The sequence below is a fragment of the Fusobacterium perfoetens genome (genome assembly GCF_021531475.1).
Taxonomy (GTDB): domain Bacteria; phylum Fusobacteriota; class Fusobacteriia; order Fusobacteriales; family Fusobacteriaceae; genus Fusobacterium_B.
In genome coordinates, this window is the sequence record NZ_JADYTX010000004.1 from 41,092 (window position 1) to 62,228 (window position 21,137).

Consider the following 21,137-nt stretch of genomic DNA (forward strand, 5'->3'; position numbering starts at 1 on the left):
CTTATCTTTATTTGATTATTCTCCTGTGGATATAACTATCTTATTTTTAAGATTTTTATCCTCTTTAAGATTTTCAATTCCTAACTTTTTAGCTATTTTATAAGCTACAAAATAATCTTCTTTATTATATGAAACTTGACTCTCTTTTTCAGATACTTTATTTTTTATTCTTCTCAACCCTAAGTATCCTTCTTTATCCAAAGTTTGCATATATTCAGCTGCTTTTTCACTTACTCCAACAACATCAATATCATAGATTTTTCTCTCCTCTTTTCCAAGAACGATTACTACATTAGCTAATGTTGGAATTGTTGCATCTTCTTTTATTTTGAAATATTTTTCATCAACTGACATTATTATATCTTCAGTTTGTTTTTGATTTAGATCATTTATAATAACATAACTTTCATTGATATTTGTTTCATAGTTAGCTGCTGAATATTTAACTCCAAGGTCTTTTTGAAGTTTATTTCCAGTTTTTCTAGCATATCCTGCTTTTCCGTTAGCATTTAATATATCAACCACTACTTTAGCATTTTCTATACTAGCTTTTTCATCACTACTATAAAAGTTTTCAAATATTTTTTCTATACTAGAAGTTAAAATATATCTTTTATCTTCTACCACTACTTCTGGTATTTTTGTAGAAGTTTTTACTGGTAATTCTACTTCTCCATATTTTAAAACTTTATAGTCTTTTATTTTTTCTGGAAAAATATAGTTAATATTATTTAAAATTTCTTTGTAATTTTTTACATCTACAAGCTCTCCAAGAGTTTTTTCTTTATCTAGTTGTATTTCAAAAGGAATCTCTATTGCCAGTTTATCTTCATAAACTAGAAAAATATTTTCTTTCCCTACCAACATATACCTTGTCATTTTATCTGTTTCTCTATTATCTCTTAAAGTTATAAAAATTAACGAACAGATAAATACTGTAAGTAAAATCGCTCCCCCTAAAACATATTTTATTCTAGATAATTTTTTCTTATAGTTCACCTATTAACAGCTCCTTTTCAATAGATATTATTTTTACTTTTACTTCGTCATTTGTTTTTAAAATAATATTTTCTTTTCCTAAAATTTCCACTCTAAGATAATTTTTGCTATACCCAAAATAGCTTCCTTTTTTTTGTTCTTCCACTAATACAGTTAACTCTTTTCCTAAATATTTTTCTCTTATTTTTTCTCCACACTCTTCTTGTGCTTTTTCTAAATCAATTACTCTTTCTCTTCTTACTTGCATAGGTATTTGATCTTTAAAAGTAGCTGCCAGAGTTTTTTCTCTCTCTGAATAAGGGAAAACGTGAAGTGATGAGAACCCAATCTCTTTTATAGCTTCTTTTGTATTTTCATACATTTTTTCTGTTTCTCCTGGAAAACCAACTATTACATCAGCTGTGTATTCTATATTTTCCACTTCTAATTTTAATTTTTGAAGTCTTTCTTTTATCAATTCCACTCCATATTTTCTTCTCATAGCTCTTAGTACATCATCATCACAAGATTGTAAAGAGATATGTAAGTGAGGCATTATTTTAGGATTTTTCATAACAGAAATAAATCTATCTGTTATTCTATCTGGATATATTGAACCAAGTCTTATTCTTGTAATACCATCTATTTTTGTAAGGCTTTCTAATAAATCTTCAAAAACTATATCTCCTTCAAGATCTTTTCCATAGTCACCTATATTTATTCCAATAAGTATTATTTCTTTATATCCCTCTTCCACAAGTTTTTTTGCTTCAGAAATTATGTTTTCAAAATTTCTTGATCTACTTTTTCCTCTCCCAAAAGGAATTTTACAATAAGAACAGAAATTATTACATCCATCTTGGATTTTTATATAGGCTCTTGACATCTCTCTTAAAGTTGAAAACTCTAATTCTTGATATTTATCCTCTTGAAAAATATCTGATACCATTAGATGATTTGGTTCTTTACTTTTTAATTCTTCTATAAGAGTAACTATTCCCTCTTTATTTGTATTTCCTACAACATAATCAACTTCGTCTATTTTAAGAAGTTCTTCTCCGTTTGTTTGAGCATAACAGCCTGTCACTATCACTTTTCCATTAGGATTATGTCTTTTAGCTCTTCTTAATATATTTCTTGTTTTTTTATCAGCTATCGAAGTAACTGTACAAGAGTTTACAATATAAAAATCTGAATATCCATCAAAATCTACATCTTTATAACCTAATTTTGTAAGCTTTGTTTTTAGACTTTCAGTTTCATATTGATTAACTTTACATCCTAAAGTATAAAAAGCCACTTTTTTATTTAAATTCATTAACTAGCACTCCTCCTACTACAATAGCAGCAGTTTCAGCTCTCAAAATATTTTTTCCTAAAGTAACTATATTAACATTTTCTAAATTTTTTAAATAGTCTATCTCACTAATATCAAATCCACCCTCTGGTCCAATAATATAAAGAACTTTTTTAGGTTTATTTTCAATTTTTCTTAAAAGATTTTTTAAGTTAAATTCTTTTTCACATTCATAAGGTACTATTACTGAATCAAATTCTTTATAATCAATCTGATTAATTTTTGTTATTTTATCTATCTTTAAAAATTTTGTTCTTTGACACTGTTTAACTGCTTCCCTAGAAATTACATTCCATTTATCTTTTGTTTCATTTAATTTTACAATAGTTCTTTTTGTTTCAAGTGGAATTATTCTATCAATTCCAATCTCTGTAAGTTTTTGTATAACAAGCTCCATTCTATCATTTTTTATTATAGATATTCCTGCTACTAACTCAACTTCATCTTCTTCCGATTTTTTAGTTTCAATTATTTCTAAAATAATCTCTTTTTTTTCTACTATTAAAACTTTACAGATATACTCATTTTCACCATCTACAGCTCTTATAACTTCACCCTCTTTAACCCTAAAAGAGTTTTTTAAGTGATTTATATCAGCCTTATCTGTTATTTCTATTCTGTCTAACCCTATAATATTTTTATCTTCAATTACTACAGTTATCATCTTTTCACATCCTAGATAATATCTTTATTTTTTAATAAATCATCTAATGTCGTAGATTTTAAAATCTCTTTCATTGCACTATCAAGTCTATTCCAAATACAACTTCCTACACAACCTTCATCAGCACAATCTTTTGTTTCTTTTACATTTTCATTACAATTTATTATTTTTTCATCATCGTCTAAAATTTTGTAAATTCTATAAAGAGTTATCTCTTTTGGGTCTGTTACAAATCTATATCCCCCATTTGGTCCTCTTTTTCCCTCGATGATATTTTCATTTTTCAATTTATTTAGTATTTGCTCTAAATATTGAATAGAAATCTCTTCTCTTTCAGAGATCTCTTTTATCCTCACCATTTTTCCCTTTAGACTTTCTTCTACTATATACACTAAAGCTTTTAAACCATATCTAACTTTTGTGTTTATCTTCATACTCTTTACTCCTTAATCTTAAAATGTTCTCTCCCTTTCTCTGTGACAACTCTTCCTCTTGGAGTTCTTTTTATATAACCTATTTTTACTAAATATGGTTCATAAACTTCTTCGATAGTTCTTTTATCCTCTCCTAAAAGTAAAGAAAGAGTTTCTATTCCCACAGGACCTCCATTATAATTTTCTAACATAGAAACAATTATCCCTCTATCTAATTCATCAAGTCCATTTTGATCTACCCCTAAAAGTTTCAAAGACTCTGTAACAATAGATTTTGTTATAACTCCATCACCTTTTATTTCAGCATAATCTCTCACTCTTTTTAAAAATCTATTAGCAATTCTCGGAGTTCCTCTACTTCTTTTAGCGATCTCCAAAGCTCCCTCTTCTTCAAGACCCACTTGTAAAACTTTTGCTCCTCTAATAAGAATATCAACCAAATCTTTATCTGTATAATATTCCATTCTGTGAGTTACACCAAAACGATCTCTAAGAGGAGAACTTAAAAGTCCAGCTCTTGTAGTGGCTCCTATCAAAGTAAAAGGTGGCAACTCTATTCTTATAGATTTTGCTGATGGCCCTTTTCCTATTATTATATCTAGCTCTCCATCTTCCATAGCAGGATATAAAATTTCTTCCACTGAGGTATTCAATCTATGAATTTCATCTATAAATAAAATATCATTTTCTTCCAAAGATGTCAAAATAGCTGCCAAGTCTCCCGCTTTATCCAAAACTGGTCCAGAAGTTATTTTTAAATTAACTCCCATTTCATTGGCTATAACTCCAGCAAGAGTAGTTTTTCCAAGTCCAGGAGGTCCATATAAAAGAATATGATCTATACACCCTCCTCTTCTTTTAGCAGCTTCTATAAAAATTTTCATTTTTTCTTTAAGAGTAGATTGTCCTATATATTCATCAAATTTTTTTGGTCTAAGGGTTCTTTGAGTTTCTACTTCATTTCCTAATTCTTTATCTGTAACCACTCTATCCACAACTTACCTCTTTCAAAAAATTCCTTACTCATTTTATAAATTATTATATCATTTATGATATTTTTTTAAAAGTTTTTTCTACCATTTTCAAAAAATATTTTCTTTAATATATAACAAAAATAAAAAGCCAGCGTGAACTGACTTTTTAATAAAATTATAATTTAAATAATAAATCTTCATACACTGGGAATGGCCATAAACTTTTTTCACAAAGATGTTCTAATACGTCTACCCATTCTCTTAAATGTTTTAATCTTGGAACTACATGATAATGATAATATTTAGCTCTTTCATATTGATCTTTTATATAAATTGCTTCTGAAAAATCTTTTTCTAGTTCTGCCAAAGAATTTCTTAAATGATCTTTTCCATTTATAACTTTTAATAGATGTCTTTTATCTCCTGCAACACAGTTTTCATATTCTGGTCCTAAAGCAAGTTGAATATTTTTTATTGAAGTAGCAATATTATTCATATATCTCATTATTGCTGGATAAATTTCATTTCTTGCCATTCTTATAGCTGTTGTTGTTTCTATTTTTAGTTGTTTATTATATCTTTCTGTATAAATTACAAATATTGAGTTAAGCTCTCCTCTATTTAAAACTCCATTTCTTTCAAATAATTCTACTGTTGATTCTTTTTTATAAACTGGTAAAGCTTCAACTGTACAACTTAGATTTGGTAATCCTCTTCTTTTTGCTTCTTCTACCCAAGCTTCGTCATATCCGTTACCATTAAAAACTATTCTTTTATGTAAATTGTATCTTTCTTTTACCAATTTTACAATCTCTTTATTCATATTTGTTTTATCTTCTATTTTTTCAAGTTTGTCTGCGTACTCTTTTAATATATCAGCAACTATAGTATTAATTATAAATACTGGTGTTGTTGGAGATGCACTTGATCCTGGCATTCTATATTCAAATTTATTTCCTGTAAAAGCAAATGGAGAAGTTCTATTTCTATCAGAACTATCTCTTGGAATTCTTGGAACATTATATGTTCCAAGTTCAATAGACTCTTCTTTTTCTTCACTTCTATTAATTTTGTCAACATTTTCTAAAAGTTCTTGAACAGGTTCTCCTATAAAAATAGAAATTATTGCTGGAGGAGCTTCTGCACCACCAAGTCTATGATCATTTCCTGAAGTAGCTGTTGAAACTCTTAAAACATCTGAATATCTATCTACTGCTTCTATTATGGCTGTTAGATAAAGTAAAAAATCTAATTTTCCTTTTGAAATATTTTCTGGATCCAATAAATTTTCTCCTGTGTCTGTGCTTAAAGACCAGTTACAATGTTTTCCTGATCCATTTACTTTATCAAATGGTTTTTCATGTAAAAGTGCTGCTAGTCCATGTCTATCTGCAACTCTTTTTATCATATCCATACAAAGTTGATTTTGATCTGCTGCCACATTAGCTGAAGAATACATTACAGCTAACTCAAATTGGTTTGGTGCAACTTCATTATGTTTTGTTTTTGCCATAACTCCAAGTTGCCATAACTCAGAATCTAACTCAGCCATAAAATGTTCTACTTTTTCTTTTAAAGCACCGTAGTAGTGGTCAGATAACTCTTGACCTTTTGGAGGAAGTGAACCAAATAAAGTTCTTCCAGCAAACATCAAATCTTCTCTTTTTTCTAAAAATTGTTTTTCAATTAAGAAATATTCTTGTTCGATCCCTAAAGTAACATCTATTTTGCTAGTTCTTTCATCACCTAAAGCTCTTCTTATTCTAAGAGCCTCTTTTGTTACACTATTAATTGATCTTAAAAGAGGAACTTTTTTATCTAAAGTTTCTCCATGAAATCCAACTAAAGCGGTTGGAATAAAAAGTGTTTTTGCTTTTTCTGGTCCTCTTAAAAACATTGGAGAAGATATATCCCAAGCTGTATATCCTCTAGCTTCAAAAGTTGAACGAAGTCCCCCATTAGGGAATGATGATGAGTCAGCTTCTCCTTTTATTAACTCTTTTCCTGAGAATTGAGATAAAATATTTCCATCAGAAGTTACCGATATAAAAGATTCATGTTTTTCCGCAGTAAGTTCAGTCAAAGGTTGAAACCAGTGAGTAAAATGTGTAGCACCATTTTCTGTAGCCCAGTTTTTAGCAGCATTGGCTATTACTTCCGCAACAGATATTGATAACTCTTTTTCTCCTCTTTGAACAGCTTTAAATTCTTTAAAAATAGAGCTTGGAACTCTACTTTTCAATTGTAATTCAGAAAAATAGTTTTTTCCAAAAACTTCCAACATATTTTTCATAAAAATATTCCTCCCCTTCCCAAAATCATTTATTTAAAAATATAATATTTAGTTAAAAATTTATAAAAAATATTTATGGTGGTGATTTTATCACAATTCACTTCTGATGTAAAGGATTTTTTTCAAAAATAATTTTTAAATTTCATTCACTATGTTTTTTTTATATTTTTATTTATTTTAATATTTTTTCAGAAAATGTTTGAAAAATCACACTAAATAATATATAATTTAATATGTATACTTTTAATTTTTAATATAAATTATCTGGATATATAACTTTTCACAAAAAAGGAGGAGGAAATTAGTTATGAAGACAATAGAAGTTGAAATAAAAAACAAAGCTGGTCTTCACGCTAGACCTTCATCTCTTTTTGTTCAGGTCGCAAGTAATTTCGATTCAGAAATCAAAGTAAAGTATGAAGATGAAGAAATTAACGGAAAAAGTATTATGGGACTTATGCTTTTGGCTGCTGAACAAGGTGCTGTTCTGACACTTACTGCTAATGGTGATGATGAAGACGATCTACTTGCTGCACTTAAAGAGCTTATAGAAGATAAAAAATTTGGAGAAGAATAGCTGATGATTATTAAAAGAGCTGAAAAAATGGGATTTTGTTTTGGAGTCTCAGGTGCTGTTGACCTTTGTGAAGAGGTTATTAAAAAAAATAATATCTCTAAAAAAAAGATGTATATCTTAGGAATGTTAGTTCATAATAAAGTAGTTATAAAAGATATGGAAGATAAAGGATTTGAAGTCTTAAAAGAAGAAGATCTTTTATCTCATAAAATCCATTTAGGAGAAAATGATCTTGTTATAATAAGAGCTCATGGAACTACTAAAGAGATATATAAAATCTTAGATGAAAGTGGTTGTGAAGTTTTTGATGCCACTTGTATCTTTGTAAAAAGAATAAGAAATACTTTGATAGAGGCTGAGAATAAAGGTAATAAAATAATTTTCGTAGGTGATAAAAATCACCCTGAAGTAAAAGGAATTCTTTCTTTTGGAAATAATTTTGAAGTTGTTGCCTCTTTTGAGGAGTTTTTAAACTTTAAAGTAGATAGTAATGTAAATTATACTCTACTTACTCAAACAACTTTTAACAAAGAAGTTTTCTTTAAAATAAAAGATTATATATTAGAAAACTATAATAATATTGAGATTTTTAGTAAAATCTGTGGAGCTACTTATGAAAGACAAAGAGCTGTTGAAAAATTAGCTAAAGAATGTGAAGCTATTATTATAGTTGGAGATAAAAAAAGCTCAAATAGTAAAAAACTTTATGAAATTTCTAAAGAGATAAATGAAAAAAGTTATCTTATAGAAGAAGTAGACCAACTTAATATAGATTGGTTAAAAAATATCTCCTCTGTTGGAATAACAGCAGGAGCATCAACACCAGAAAAAATAATAATTGAGATAGAAAAATTTATAAGGGGGAACTTTGATGACAAACATGGATTATAGCAACGAATTTGAAACTCTACTTGAAAACTACCTTCCTTCAGAAGGAGGAAATGGTAAAAAAGTAGTTGGAACTCTTGAAAGTAAAGACAGAAATTTCTGCCTTTTAGATGTACCTGGAGAAGGAACACCTGTTAGAGTTAGAACTGAAGAGTTAGAAAATTATAACGTTGGTGACGAAGTAGAAGTTATGCTAGTAGGAGAAACACCAGAAGGAGAATACCTTATCGGTTCTAGAAGAAGAATCGAAATGGAAGCTGGTTGGGAACACCTTAAAAAAGCTTTCAACGAAAAAGAAAAAGTTACTGGAAAAGTTTTAAAAGAAATAAAAGGTGGATATATTGTCGAAGTTTTCTCTCACCAAACTTTCTTACCAAAATCTCTTTCTGAAGCTAAAGATGCTAACGAAATAGTTGGAAAAACTTTTAATTTCTTAGTAAAAGAAATTAAAGAAGATAAAAAAGGAAAAAAAGTTACTGTATCAAGAAAAGATATCATACTTGCTGAAAAAGACGAAGAATTCAAAAAAATTAATATAGGAGATGTTACTGAAGGAGTTGTTACTGAAATACTTCCATTTGGTATCGTTGTAGCTATTGGAAAATTAAGAGGATTTATTCATATTTCTGAACTTTCTTGGAAAAAATCTGAAAAAATCGAAGGATACAATGTTGGAGACACTATAAAAGTAAAAGTTATCGAATTAGAAGAAAATAAGAAAAACATAAAACTTTCTATAAAATCTCTTACAAGAAATCCTTGGGACGTTGCAGCTGAAACTTTCAAAGTTGATGATGTTGTTGATGGAAAAGTTACTAAACTTTTACAATATGGAGCTCTTGTAGAAATTCTTGATGGAGTTGAAGGACTTGTTCACATTTCTGATTTAACTTGGAATAAGAAAAAACTTTCTGTTTCTGAATTCTTAAAAGTTGGAGATGTTGTAAAAGTTAAAATTCTTGAATTAAAACCTGAATCAAGAAAATTAAAATTAGGTGTTAAACAACTTTCTGTTGATCCTTGGGAAGATGCTGAAACTAAATATGCAGTTGGAAACAAACTTTCTGGAAAAATAGCTGAAGTTAAACCTTATGGAATCTTCGTTGAAATTGAAGATGGAATAGATGTATTTATCCACCAAGCTGATTTCTGTTGGATAGGAAGCAAAAAATTTGAAAAAGGTCAAGAAGTAGAATTCCAAGTTATCGAATTAGATACTGAAGAAAGAAGAATAAAAGGAAGTATCAAATTATTAGAAGAAAGTCCTTGGGAAAAAGCTTTAAAAGAATTTAAAGTTGGAGATATAGTTGAAAAACCTATAAAAAATATCCAAGACTTTGGAGTATTTGTAAATCTTGAAAATGGTGTTGATGGATTTATCCCTACACAACTACTTTCTAAAGAATTTATAAAAGATATTAAAGCTAAATTCAAAGTTGGAGATGTTGTAAAAGGTAAAATAATCGAAATCGACAGAGAAAAACAAAGAATTAAAATATCTGTTAAAGCTTATGAATTAGATGCTGAAAGAAATGAAACTAGAGAGTTACTAGAAAAATACGGAACTGCTGGTGAATAATAAAAAATAGAAATTTAAAATGGAACCTTGTGAGGTTCCATTTTTTTATAATTATTATAAGAATAATTCAGGTTCTCTTCTAGTTGATGCGTATTGTGCTTCAAGTTCATGTTGGTGATATAAATAATTTTCATCATCATAATATTTAGCACCATTTGGACATCTTTTTACACAAGCACAACATTTCATACAAATTCCAAAAACATCACTTGGATCTTCAGTATTTATTGAACCTAGAGGACAAATTGATGCACAAAGTCCACATTTATTGCAAAGATCCATATTTGTTTTTGGTTTAACTTTTCTGATATCTATTGAATTTCCTTTAGAATCTCTAGGTTGATAGTAGAAACGAATTGGAGTTTCTCCTTTTACTTCGATCAATTTTTCTGGATCAAAATCTTTTCCTGTTACTTTTTCAAAAATATTTTCTGCAAAAGTAGAGGCAATTTCCATGTCTTTAGTATCTGGTCTTCCAGCTCCTAATATTTTTGAGAATGAGTGTTCTCCTATAAAAGCTCCCCCTGCAATTGGTTTCATTCCTTTATCTTTTAAAATATTTCTAAGCTCTATTAAAGCGTCATCAAAGTTTCTATTTCCATATAAAACTACTGGTACAGCTAAAGCTCCATTTCCTTTTAATGTATCTAAGTATTTTAAAAGTAAGTTCGGTACTCTTCCTGCTATAACTGGTGTCCCAAAAACTACTAAATCTTCTTCAGTAAAACTTTTTTCTACTTTTCTTACTTTTGGTAAAGTGAAATCATAATCTTCATATTCCACTCCTAATTTTTCAGCAATTTTTTTACCTATATGTGTTACAACTTTTTCTGTTGTTCCTGTTCCTGTGAAATACATTCCCCAAACTTTTTTTATCATATATCCTCCTAAAGATAATTTTTTTGTTTAGTATATTATACTATATATTAAAAAATAATACAATTTTTTAGATAAAAATTAAAAGAGGATAAGAAATTCCTATCCTCTTTAGTTATAATTTTTAATAATTAATCGTCCCAACATTCTGTGTTTTTTAATCCTGGAATGTTACTAGCTTTGAATATTGGTTCTTTTCCAATTTTTCTTTGTTTTTCATAATCTTTGATAGCTGCAAAAGCAAATTTAGCAAGAACTGCAATTGTTAATAAGTTCATTGTTGCCATTAGACCCATAAATAGATCCGCTAAGTTCCAAACAAATGGAAGATCTGCTATACAACCACAAAGTACCATTGCAACTACCAAAACTCTGTAAATTGTCAGCCATATTTTATTAACTTTTATAAATTCTATATTTGTTTCTCCATAATAATAGTTTCCAATTACTGATGAAAAAGCAAAGAATAATATACAAGCAGCTATAAATACTGCTCCCCAAGATCCAACTTGAGAAACGATTGCATCTTGAGTTAATTGAATTCCATTAGCATTTCCAGTTGTATAATTTCCTGAAATTAATATTATAAAAGCTGTACAAGAGCAAATAATTATCGTATCTGTAAATACTCCAAAAGCTTGAACAAGACCTTGTTTTACAGGGTGAGAAACATCAGATGTTGCAGCTGCATTTGGAGCACTTCCCATACCAGCTTCATTTGAAAATAATCCTCTTTTAATTCCTTGCATTATAACTGTTCCAAATAATCCTCCTGCCACTGGTTTCAATCCAAATGCACTAGAGAAAATTAAAGATAAAAGAGAAGGAATCATAGCAATATTTTTTACAATAATGAATACTGCTACAAAAATATAAGCTACTGCCATTACTGGAACTAAAACTTCCGCAACATGAGCTATTCTTTTAATTCCACCAAATATAATTATTGCTGTAACAACTGCTAAAACTATTCCAACATAAAGTTGATTTATTCCAAAAGCTTTATTAAAAGCTGATGCCATTGTATTTGCCTGTACTGAGTTAAATACAAGTCCATATGTTACAGACATAAGAATAGAGAAAACTACTCCCATCCATTTTTTTCCTAAAGCTCTTTCCATATAATAAGCTGGTCCACCTCTAAAGTGATCTCCATCTTTTATTTTATAGATTTGAGCTAACGTACATTCCACTAAACTTGAACACATTCCAATTAAAGCTATAAGCCACATCCAAAATACTGCTCCAGGTCCTCCAATTACTATAGCTATTGCTACTCCTGCAAGATTTCCTGTCCCTACACAAGAAGCTATTGATATACAAAAAGCTTGAAAGGAAGAGATTCCTTTTGAGCTACCTGAAGATTTTCCACCTAAAATTCTAAACATTTCTCCAAGCATTCTTACTTGAATAAATTCTGTTTTTACTGAAAAATAAGTTCCTAAAACTAAAAGTAAAGCGATTAATATATAAGAATACAGCAAATTATTTACCGTTCCTATAAGTTGAGATATTTGTTCCATACTCCCCCCTATATTTTATGTTTTGTAATATTATACTATATCTGTATAAATAATACAATTTTTTAATAAAAAAGAACTACCAAAGTTAGTATTTTTTCTATAACAATCTAACTCTAGTAGTTCTTAGATTTTATTCTAATTAACTAATTATTAAATTAGTCCCAACATTCCGTATTTTTTAAACCTGGAATAGATTTAGCTTTAAATACAGGATTTTTTCCTTCTCTTCTTTGTTTCATATAGTCTTTAATAGTTGCTACGGCGATAGGAGAAAGAATAGCTATAACAACAATATTAATTAAAGCCATAATACCCATAAATAAATCTGCCATATTCCATACAGTACCAAGTTTTGCTACTGAACCAATATAAACAGCAACTAGAACAAATAATCTAAATATAAATAAGCTTGTTTTATTTTTAGAAATATAACCTAAGTTAGTTTCTCCATAGTAGTAGTTTCCTATTACAGAAGAGAAAGCAAATAGGAAAATACAGAAAGTTACAAAGTGAATTCCCCAATTTCCAACAGAATGTGCTAGTGCCATTTGAGTTAATTGTATTCCTTCAAATCCTTGAGCATAAGCTGCTTGATAATCTGGATATAATAAAACGATGAAAGCTGTTGCACTACAAACTAATATTGTGTCAACGAATACACCAAAAGCTTGTAATAAACCTTGCTTAACAGGGTGAGAAACATTAGATATAGCAGCAGCATTTGGTGCAGATCCCATACCAGCTTCGTTTGAATATAATCCTCTTTTTACCCCTTGAAGTACTACTGCTCCAATTCCTCCACCAACTGCTTGTTGAATTCCAAAAGCATTTTCTACTATACTCATAAATAATCTAGGTAATTCAGTTATATTTAAAAGTAAAACAACAATTGCAACTATAATATAAGCCACAGCCATTACTGGAACTATAACTCCAGAAACATTTGCTATTCTTTCAGTTCCTCCAAATATTACAACTGCAGTTAATAATGTAACAATTCCTCCACCTATATAAAGATTTAATCCAAAAGATCCTTGAAGAGCTGAAGTTATTGTATTTGCTTGAACAGTGTTAAATATAATGGCGAAAGTTACTATAACTATAACAGAGAATATTGCTCCTAAACCTTTCATTCCAAGAGCTTTTTCCATATAATATGAAGGTCCTCCTCTAAAAGTTCCATCGTCATTTTTTACTTTATAAACTTGTGCTAAAGTATTTTCTACCAAACTTGTTGCTCCACCTAAAAGTGCGATTAGCCACATCCAGAATACTGCTCCAGGTCCTCCAATAGAAATAGCTATAGCTATTCCCGCTAAGTTTCCTGTACCAACGTGAGATGCTACTGAAATACAAAATGCCTGAAATCCTGTAACTTGTCCTGTAACTTTTTTTTCTCCATCTTTAAGAGTAGATAGTCTACCAGTTATTAAACCAACCATATCTCCTAATAATCTTGCTTGAGCAAAACCTGATCTAAATGTAAAAAATAATCCTAGTGCGATTAAAAGTCCCATTAAAATATAAGACCATAAATAATCGTTAATTGTTCCAGCTATTGAAAGTAAAAAGTTCATAGCTACCTCCTTTAATTTTTTTATTTATCTTTTTTTAAAAAATTGTTAAACTAAGTTCTTTTGATAGTTCTTCTAATACAGCTACCCCTGCAACAGAGTTTCCTCTTTTACCTAATGATGGTCCAAAAACTCCTATTCCCATTTTTCCTGGAACAACAGATACTATTCCTCCTCCTACTCCACTCTTTGAAGGAATTCCAACTCTTACTGCAAATTCTCCTGAACTATCATACATTCCACAAGTAACCATTAAAGTTTTTACTATTGTTGCTATTCTTGGGTTGATAACCTGTTCTCCTGTACTAGTTTTTCCACCTCTTGCTAAGAAAAGTCCAATTCTTGCTAAGTTTTTAGCTGTGGCTTCTATTGAACATTGTTTAAAATACACATCTAGTGCATCTTCTACATTTCCTTCTATGATATTTTGACTTTTTAAGAAGTATCCCATAGCTCTGTTTCTATTTCCTGTTTCTGATTCTCCACAATAAATTTTATAGTTTACATCTAGTGTATCATCTTCAGAAATTTTTCTAACAAAATCCAATAATCTTTGGAATTTTTCTCTTGCATCTTTTCCTTTTATCATTGAGCTTACTGCTATAGCTCCAGCATTTATCATTGGATTGTATGGTCTTTTTCTACTAGAAGTTTCCAATTTTTTTATAGAGTTAAACGGATCTCCTGTTGGTTCCATTCCAACTTTACTAAAAACATACTCTTCACCGTTATCAAGTATAGCCAACATCAATGTGATTATTTTTGATATACTTTGAATAGTAAATTTTTCTTCACAATCTCCTGCACAATATTCATTTCCATTTATATCATATATACAAATTCCTAGAGCATCTTTTTTAGCTTTATCTAGTTCCGGTATATAATTAGCAACTTCTCCTAGTTTTGATTTTGCTTGATTATTTTTTACTAGATTTTTTAATAAATCTTCCATTTTTCTTCCTCCGCGATACTTTTCAATATGTTTTATTCAAAAAATATAATTTTTTGTTTTATAAAACAACAACATTCCTCTTAAACAATATACAACTTTAATTTTATTCTGTCAATATAAATTTAAAATGTTTGCTATATATTTTTTATATTACATTGGCGGGTAGAATCTATTTATTTTTTCATAAGTTTTTTAACTAAAATTTTAATATATAAAATTAATTTAAAAAATATATTTTTTAAATATTTTATTTTTGGAATTTTTTTATATTTTTAATATATTTTAAATTAATTAAATATATCATTATAAATTTATGAGGTTAATTATAGCATAATTCATTTTAACTATCTAAATATTTTTTTTATTTTTTTATAAAATTTTATAAAATAATCATTTTATGGAAACTTATGAGCCAAAAAGTAAATTCTAATCATTTAATTATTATTTCAGTACATTTTAATACAAAAAAAGGAGCCAATAAGCTCCTTAACAATTTTATTTATTTTTTATTTCATTAATTTGCTAGTATTCCCATACTATATAGTATTCTAACTATTATAAATATTACTGGGAAAGTTATTATAGTTCTTAGAACAAAGAATTTTAAAGTATCCCAGAAATTAAATCCTATTTTTGACGCAACTAATATCATTCCTGTTTCACTTAAGAAAATAAGTTGTGCAAAAGATAGAGTTCCTATTAAAAATCTTGCCATTTCACTTGGAACACCCTCTATTAATAATGATGGAAGATACATATCTGAGAATCCAACTATCATAGCCGGTGCCATTACTGTAGCTATCTCTTTAGAGAAACCAAAAAGTTTTAAAATTGGAACTAGTGGCATTGCTATAATATTAAAAATATTTGTATGCTCTGCTATTACAAGTCCAAGAGTTCCCATAAACATAATAACTGGTATAAAAGTTATATATAAAATTCCAACTTTTTTTATTGAATCAAGTAAAATTTCTATTTCTTTCGCTTTATTTGCTACTTCTGTAGCTTTTTTTATTGCAACAATAAAAGATGTACTTCCCTCTTCTCCTGCAAAATTTTTCCCCATATAATATTCATTTTTGAATTTTTTTAATGGAAGTCTTGCTATTATTATTCCTGCTATCACTGTTGAAAAAGCGATTGTTGCATAAAATATTATAAATCTATCTGATAATTTTAATAAATCTGATACAACTGCCGCAAAAGATATTCCAACTATTGAAAATGATGTAGCTATTATTACTGCTTCTCTTTGAGTATAATAACCTTTTTGATATTGTTCATCAGTAACAACTATCCCTATTGTTCCATCTCCTAAAAATGAAGCGATTGCGTCAATAGCTGCATACCCTGGTACTTTAAAAACTTTTCTCATAAAAGGAGCTATCAAAACTCCAATAAATTCAACAAGTCCGAAAGCTGTAAGAAGTGGCATCAACATAACCCCAACACAAAAAGTTACCATTAGTGATGGAAGCAAATCATTTGCCATCATTCCACCTGTATTTGGATCTAAAATTATAGCTGGTCCTATTCCGTAGTGAACCATTAAGAAAAATATTCCACCTAATATTCTTGCTGCTCCATTAATTGGACCACATATAAAAAATTCTTTTAAATATTTGTTTTTAAAATCTTTTTTTATAAAACCTATTATAGTTCCTACAACTGTTGTTACAGAAGCTATTATTACTAACACTCTAATTTGTTCAATATAACCATCTATAATTATAGATTTAATATGTCCCATCAAAATTGAAGATTCTCCACCTATTGTAATCGGTGCCAAAAAAGCTATTACTCCTAAAATTGAGTAAAATAAAAATTTAAAAACCGCCATTTTTCCTCCTATTTTTAATTTTTTTACCTAAGGTTTTTTAAATACATCTAAATTTACATCTACAGTTATTGGAAGTTTATCCAAAGCAAATAATTTTTCTATTCCCTCTCTTGGACTTCTCCACCTATACGGAGTCATATTAAACATACTCCTTATACTTTCATTTTCATTTATAGTAGTTTTATAAGTACAATTTATTGTTTCTACATAATCAAATATTTTTAAATCCTCAATTGGAGAATAAAAATCTTTTCTTACTTCTTTATATACTACTTTCTTCATCTCCTCAAGATGATTTTCCCCAGTAGAAACAATAATCAGATATCCACCTTTTTTTAAGGTCCTCATTTTTTCCTCTGGAATAATTTTAGCAAACATACAAATTATAAAATCAAGAGAATTATCTTCAATTGGTAAGTTAGAGGCACTAGCCACAACCCAATCTATATTTTTATCTTTTTTAGAAGCACTTATTATAGCTTCTTTTGATATATCTATCCCTATAATTTCATTCTCTATATTTTTTTCATCTAAAAAACTTTTAATATTGTGAGTATAGTATCCTTCACCACAACCAATATCTAAAATATTAATTTTTCCACCTTGATATTTATTAAAAATTACCTCATTAACTTTATCAGATATTCCTTTGTAATAATCTTTTTCCAAAAATCTTTTCCTACTGATAACCATATCTTTATCATCACCGGGATTTTTGCTGTGTTTTTGATTATCTAATAAAAGATTTACATATCCTGATTTTGCTATATCATAAGTATGTCCATTTTTACACACATAATTTTTTTCAATTTTTTCTAATTTTTCCTTACATTTTGGACAAATCTTCATTTTTTCCTCTCTTAATCTTCTAAAACTTCTTTTATTTTTTTATTTAACAGTTGATAACCTATGGGACTTAAGTGAACTCCATCTGAACTATATTTATTATCTATAACTCCCATATTATTTAAAAACAAATTATCTATCATAAGTTTATCAGTAAATAGCTGTTCTCTCAAGAAAAAATTTAAATTTTTTATTTTTTTATTCTTATCTATATACATAGTTGGTAGAACAGAAATCACTATCGTTCTTTCAAATCTTTTATTTAATATGTCTAAAATTTTTGAAATGTTTTGAAAAATTTTTTCTGAAGAAACATCACTTAAAATATCATTGACTCCTATCATTAAAACAGCCACATCACCTTTTATTTTTTCATTATCTTCAAGTAACCATAAAACATCTCTAGAAAAATATCCTGGAACACCATAGTTTTCAACTCCAGAATAATCATTCCAAGCTGTGATACTATCTCCTAAAAAAACAATTTTTTTATCCACTTTTTCTCCTTATGAAACCAGAAATTTTCTCATCATTATATTGTAGCATAATTGTTTAATTTTTTTAATTCTTTTTTTTATTTTTTAAATTTTTTTGACACAAAAAATCCATATTGACATGTTAAAATTTTGCTTAAAGTTTTTTTATTATAGTATAATAAAAATTTTTGTGATAAAATAAAAATTGGTTTATATTATATTTTATTGGGAGATGATTTATTTGTTAAATGAAAGGAAAAAAGCTATTTTTTTAGATAGAGATGGAACAATCAATGTGGATAAAGACTATCTATATAAAATAGAAGATTTTCAATTTGAATCAAAAGCAGATGAAGCTTTAAAAATATTATATGATTTAGGATATATTCTTATTGTTGTCACAAATCAATCTGGAATAGCTCGTGGATATTATAGTGAAGAAGATGTTGAAATTCTTCATCAAGATCTTTCAAAAATTTTACAAGAAAAAGGAATTGAAATATCAAAATTTTATTATTGTCCACATCACCCTACTAAAGGAGTTGGAAAATATAAAACAGATTGTGAGTGTAGAAAACCTAATCCCGGAATGCTCTTAAAAGGAATTGAAGAATTTAATATAGATACTTCTCTTTCATATATGGTAGGAGATAAAAAATCAGATGTTGATGCAGGATTAAAAGCTGGTGTTACATCTATATTTTTAAACAATGGAAAAGAAGAAATTCCTAAAGATTTATCTGAAAATGTCCTTGTTTTCAAATCACTTTATGATTTTGCTATTTTTCTAAAAAATAAATAAAAAATATTTCTATTTTAGTTGTAAAATATTAACTAAAAGTGATAAAATATAGAATAGTTGTATAAATTTTATATAAAAATTGTCAGGAGAATATATAAATTTATGAAAAAATTAGTTGAAGCTTTGAATGAAACATTTAATAACTCTTTTGAAGTAGATGATATTTCAAAAGTTGAAATTGATAGTAGAAATATTAAAGAAGGGGATCTTTTTTTCGCAATAAATAATGGAAGAAATTATATTGCTGAAGTTCTTGAGAAAAAAGCCTCTTTTGTTATATGTGATGACCCAAAATGGTCAGGAAATAAAAAAATTTTAGTTGTAGAAGATACTGTAAAAGCTATGCAACTTTTAGCTAAAAATTATAGAAAAAAATTAAAAATCAAAATAGTTGGTATAACTGGTAGCGAGGGAAAAACTACTACAAAAGATATTATTCACGGAGTTCTCTCTTCTAAATACCAAACTAAAAAAACTTTAGGAAATCATAACAATCACATTGGACTTCCACTTACTATTCTTAATCTACAAGAAGATGACGAATTTGGAGTTATAGAAATGGGGATGAGTAACAAAGGAGAGATTCCTATTCTTTGTGATATTGCTGGAATTGATTATGGAGTCATCACAAATATTGGAGATTCTCATTTAGAATTTATGATAAATAGAGACAATGTCTTTGCTGAGAAAAGTCAAATAAAAAATTATATAGATTCTGATAAATTATTCCTTTTTGGTGATGATATTTATCTAAAAAATCTTAAAGGAAATAAAGTAGGATTTAATTTAGAAAATGATTTTATCATAAAAAATTATAAAGAAACTCAAAACGGAGTGGATTTTATATTAAATAATCAAAATTATTCTTTCAAATTAAATGGTAAACATAACTGTATCAATGCCTCTATGGGAGTGGCTATCGGACTTTCATTAGGACTTACTCCTTCTGAAATTCAAAGAGGTCTTGACTTGGTAAATGTAACTCCTATGAGATTTCAAAAAATAGAAAAAAATGGCACTCTTTATATAAATGATGCTTATAACGCAAGTCCTGTTTCTATGAAAGCCTCTCTTGAAACTTTTGACAATATCGATTTTTCTAAGAAAAAATTAGCTATACTTGCTGATATGGGAGAGATGGGAAGCGATGAGATAAGATTTCATCAAGAAGTATTAGAGTATGCTTTAAAAACAAAAATTGATACTTTCATCTTAATGGGAATCCGTATGAAAGAGGCTATGAAAAGCTTTAATGACGAAAGATTAATTTATTGTGACACAAAAGATGAGATAAAAAAATTAATCTCTACATCTTATAAGGATAATGTTATTTTATTAAAAGGTTCTAACTTTAATCACCTTTGGGAAATTATTTAATAGGAGAAAAAATGTTATATATTTTAGGAAAATTATATGAAAATTTAGATTTTTTGAGATCTATATACTTAAGAATTTCATTTGGATTTGTTTTATCTTTTTTAATTGTACTTATTGTAGGTAACCCATTTATTAAATTTTTAAGAAAGAAAAAACTTGGGGAAGAGATCAGAGAATGTGGTCCAGCATCTCACTATTCTAAAAAAGGAACTCCAACAATGGGTGGTGTTCTTATGATTTTTGGAGCTTTGGTTTCTGCTCTGATTGTTTGTGATTTATCAAATAAATTTGTTTTACTTCTTATAATCACAACATTTTTATTTAGTGCTTTAGGATTTATTGATGATTATAAAAAATTTACAGTAAATAAAGATGGACTTTCTGGTAAAAAGAAACTTTTATGTCAAACTCTTATTTCTGTGATAGTTTGGGTCTTTATAAAAGAGTTTGGAATAACTGGAAGTAAAATATTAGATTTTTCTATTATCAATCCATTAATTTCTAATTCTTACTTTTATATAGGTAGTTTCTTTATGTTAATATTTATTATTTTTGTTATTAATGGTACTTCTAATGCTGTTAATATAACTGATGGACTTGACGGACTTGCAACTATGCCTGTTATTATTAGTTGCTCAATTCTTACCGGTATTGCTTACTTTAGTGGTCACATTGAAATGAGTTCTCACTTAAAGTTATTTTATATTATTGGATCTGGAGAAATTGCAGTATTTTTATCTACTATCATTGGTTCTGGTCTTGCGTTCCTTTGGTATAACTGCTATCCAGCACAAATATTTATGGGAGATACAGGTTCTCTTACTTTAGGTGGTATCATCGGAGTAATAGGAGTAATATTAAAACAAGAACTTTTAATTCCTATCATCGGTGGAGTTTTCGTTATGGAGGCTGTTTCTGTTATTTTACAAGTTGGTTCTTATAAACTAAGAAAGAAAAGAATTTTTAGAATGGCTCCAATACATCATCACTTTGAATTGATGGGAATTCCAGAATCAAAAGTAACATTTAGACTTTGGATTATGGCACTTCTTTGTGGAGGACTTGCTTTAAGTATCATTAGATTAAGAGGAATTTTATAAAACTTTATTATATTTATTTGGAGGTAT

The 21,137-nt window shown here is 28.2% G+C and carries 19 protein-coding genes; 6 read left to right on the forward strand and 13 right to left on the reverse strand.

Annotation, left to right across the window (positions count from 1 at the left end):
* Window positions 1–15: 15 nt before the first annotated feature.
* The 6 genes from I6E15_RS01720 to I6E15_RS01745 form a co-directional block, all read right to left on the reverse strand.
* On the reverse strand, window positions 16–999 hold the full coding sequence (locus tag I6E15_RS01720; protein ID WP_235243680.1) for a LytR C-terminal domain-containing protein: 984 nt from the start codon (window positions 997–999) through the stop codon (window positions 16–18).
* Window positions 989–2,296 (reverse strand): tRNA (N(6)-L-threonylcarbamoyladenosine(37)-C(2))-methylthiotransferase MtaB, encoded by a 1,308-nt coding sequence (gene mtaB, locus I6E15_RS01725; protein WP_235243681.1) that lies wholly within the window; start codon window positions 2,294–2,296, stop codon window positions 989–991. The genes I6E15_RS01720 and mtaB overlap by 11 nt, the downstream gene beginning before the upstream one ends.
* On the reverse strand, window positions 2,283–2,999 hold the full coding sequence (locus tag I6E15_RS01730; protein WP_235243682.1) for an RsmE family RNA methyltransferase: 717 nt from the start codon (window positions 2,997–2,999) through the stop codon (window positions 2,283–2,285). The genes mtaB and I6E15_RS01730 overlap by 14 nt, the downstream gene beginning before the upstream one ends.
* A gap of 11 nt (window positions 3,000–3,010) precedes the next feature.
* Complete coding sequence (locus tag I6E15_RS01735) at window positions 3,011–3,433, reverse strand: RrF2 family transcriptional regulator (RefSeq protein ID WP_235243683.1); 423 nt, start codon at window positions 3,431–3,433, stop codon at window positions 3,011–3,013.
* A 5-nt stretch (window positions 3,434–3,438) separates the two neighbouring features.
* Window positions 3,439–4,428 (reverse strand): Holliday junction branch migration DNA helicase RuvB, encoded by a 990-nt coding sequence (gene ruvB / locus I6E15_RS01740; protein WP_177161775.1) that lies wholly within the window; start codon window positions 4,426–4,428, stop codon window positions 3,439–3,441.
* A 154-nt stretch (window positions 4,429–4,582) separates the two neighbouring features.
* Entirely contained in the window at window positions 4,583–6,700 is a 2,118-nt protein-coding gene (locus I6E15_RS01745) for a glutamine synthetase III (protein WP_235243684.1), read from the reverse strand.
* 307 nt (window positions 6,701–7,007) lie between these two features.
* Here I6E15_RS01745 and I6E15_RS01750 point away from each other — a divergent pair, with 307 nt between their 5' ends.
* From I6E15_RS01750 to I6E15_RS01760, 3 genes are read left to right on the forward strand one after another with little or no spacing between them, the layout of a single operon-like run.
* Window positions 7,008–7,277: an HPr family phosphocarrier protein gene (locus I6E15_RS01750; protein WP_235243685.1), complete on the forward strand. Its 270-nt coding sequence runs from the start codon at window positions 7,008–7,010 to the stop codon at window positions 7,275–7,277.
* Window positions 7,278–7,280: 3 nt separating this feature from the next.
* Window positions 7,281–8,168, forward strand: a complete 888-nt coding sequence (gene ispH / locus I6E15_RS01755; RefSeq protein WP_235243686.1) for a 4-hydroxy-3-methylbut-2-enyl diphosphate reductase — start codon at window positions 7,281–7,283, stop codon at window positions 8,166–8,168.
* Window positions 8,149–9,744 carry a S1 RNA-binding domain-containing protein gene (locus tag I6E15_RS01760; protein ID WP_235243687.1) on the forward strand — a complete coding sequence of 532 codons (1,596 nt, stop codon included), beginning with the start codon at window positions 8,149–8,151 and terminating at the stop codon, window positions 9,742–9,744. The genes ispH and I6E15_RS01760 overlap by 20 nt, the downstream gene beginning before the upstream one ends.
* A gap of 54 nt (window positions 9,745–9,798) precedes the next feature.
* Here the strand turns inward: I6E15_RS01760 and I6E15_RS01765 are convergent, their stop codons facing one another.
* From I6E15_RS01765 to I6E15_RS01795, 7 genes are all read right to left on the reverse strand, one after another.
* Window positions 9,799–10,623: an EFR1 family ferrodoxin gene (locus tag I6E15_RS01765; protein ID WP_235243689.1), complete on the reverse strand. Its 825-nt coding sequence runs from the start codon at window positions 10,621–10,623 to the stop codon at window positions 9,799–9,801.
* Between the two features lie 128 nt (window positions 10,624–10,751).
* Entirely contained in the window at window positions 10,752–12,143 is a 1,392-nt protein-coding gene (locus tag I6E15_RS01770; protein WP_235243691.1) for an alanine/glycine:cation symporter family protein, read from the reverse strand.
* Window positions 12,144–12,298: 155 nt separating this feature from the next.
* Window positions 12,299–13,720 carry an alanine/glycine:cation symporter family protein gene (locus tag I6E15_RS01775; protein WP_235243693.1) on the reverse strand — a complete coding sequence of 474 codons (1,422 nt, stop codon included), beginning with the start codon at window positions 13,718–13,720 and terminating at the stop codon, window positions 12,299–12,301.
* A 34-nt stretch (window positions 13,721–13,754) separates the two neighbouring features.
* A complete protein-coding gene (gene glsA, locus I6E15_RS01780) occupies window positions 13,755–14,669 on the reverse strand; it encodes a glutaminase A (RefSeq protein ID WP_235243695.1) in 915 nt (304 codons plus the stop codon).
* 514 nt (window positions 14,670–15,183) lie between these two features.
* The gene (locus I6E15_RS01785; RefSeq protein WP_235243697.1) at window positions 15,184–16,509 is read right to left on the reverse strand and encodes a YjiH family protein; all 1,326 of its coding nucleotides are present in this window, start codon (window positions 16,507–16,509) and stop codon (window positions 15,184–15,186) included.
* 27 nt (window positions 16,510–16,536) lie between these two features.
* Entirely contained in the window at window positions 16,537–17,358 is an 822-nt protein-coding gene (locus I6E15_RS01790) for a putative RNA methyltransferase (RefSeq protein ID WP_235243699.1), read from the reverse strand.
* Window positions 17,359–17,369: 11 nt separating this feature from the next.
* Entirely contained in the window at window positions 17,370–17,852 is a 483-nt protein-coding gene (locus tag I6E15_RS01795; RefSeq protein ID WP_235243701.1) for an SGNH/GDSL hydrolase family protein, read from the reverse strand.
* A 220-nt stretch (window positions 17,853–18,072) separates the two neighbouring features.
* On the opposite strand from I6E15_RS01795, the gene gmhB reads away from it, so the two are divergent.
* From gmhB to mraY, 3 genes are all read left to right on the forward strand, one after another.
* The gene (gene gmhB / locus I6E15_RS01800; protein ID WP_235243703.1) at window positions 18,073–18,633 is read left to right on the forward strand and encodes a D-glycero-beta-D-manno-heptose 1,7-bisphosphate 7-phosphatase; all 561 of its coding nucleotides are present in this window, start codon (window positions 18,073–18,075) and stop codon (window positions 18,631–18,633) included.
* Window positions 18,634–18,735: 102 nt separating this feature from the next.
* Window positions 18,736–20,010 (forward strand): UDP-N-acetylmuramoyl-tripeptide--D-alanyl-D-alanine ligase, encoded by a 1,275-nt coding sequence (locus I6E15_RS01805; RefSeq protein ID WP_235243705.1) that lies wholly within the window; start codon window positions 18,736–18,738, stop codon window positions 20,008–20,010.
* Window positions 20,011–20,021: 11 nt separating this feature from the next.
* On the forward strand, window positions 20,022–21,110 hold the full coding sequence (gene mraY, locus I6E15_RS01810; RefSeq protein ID WP_177162120.1) for a phospho-N-acetylmuramoyl-pentapeptide-transferase: 1,089 nt from the start codon (window positions 20,022–20,024) through the stop codon (window positions 21,108–21,110).
* Window positions 21,111–21,137 lie beyond the last annotated feature (27 nt).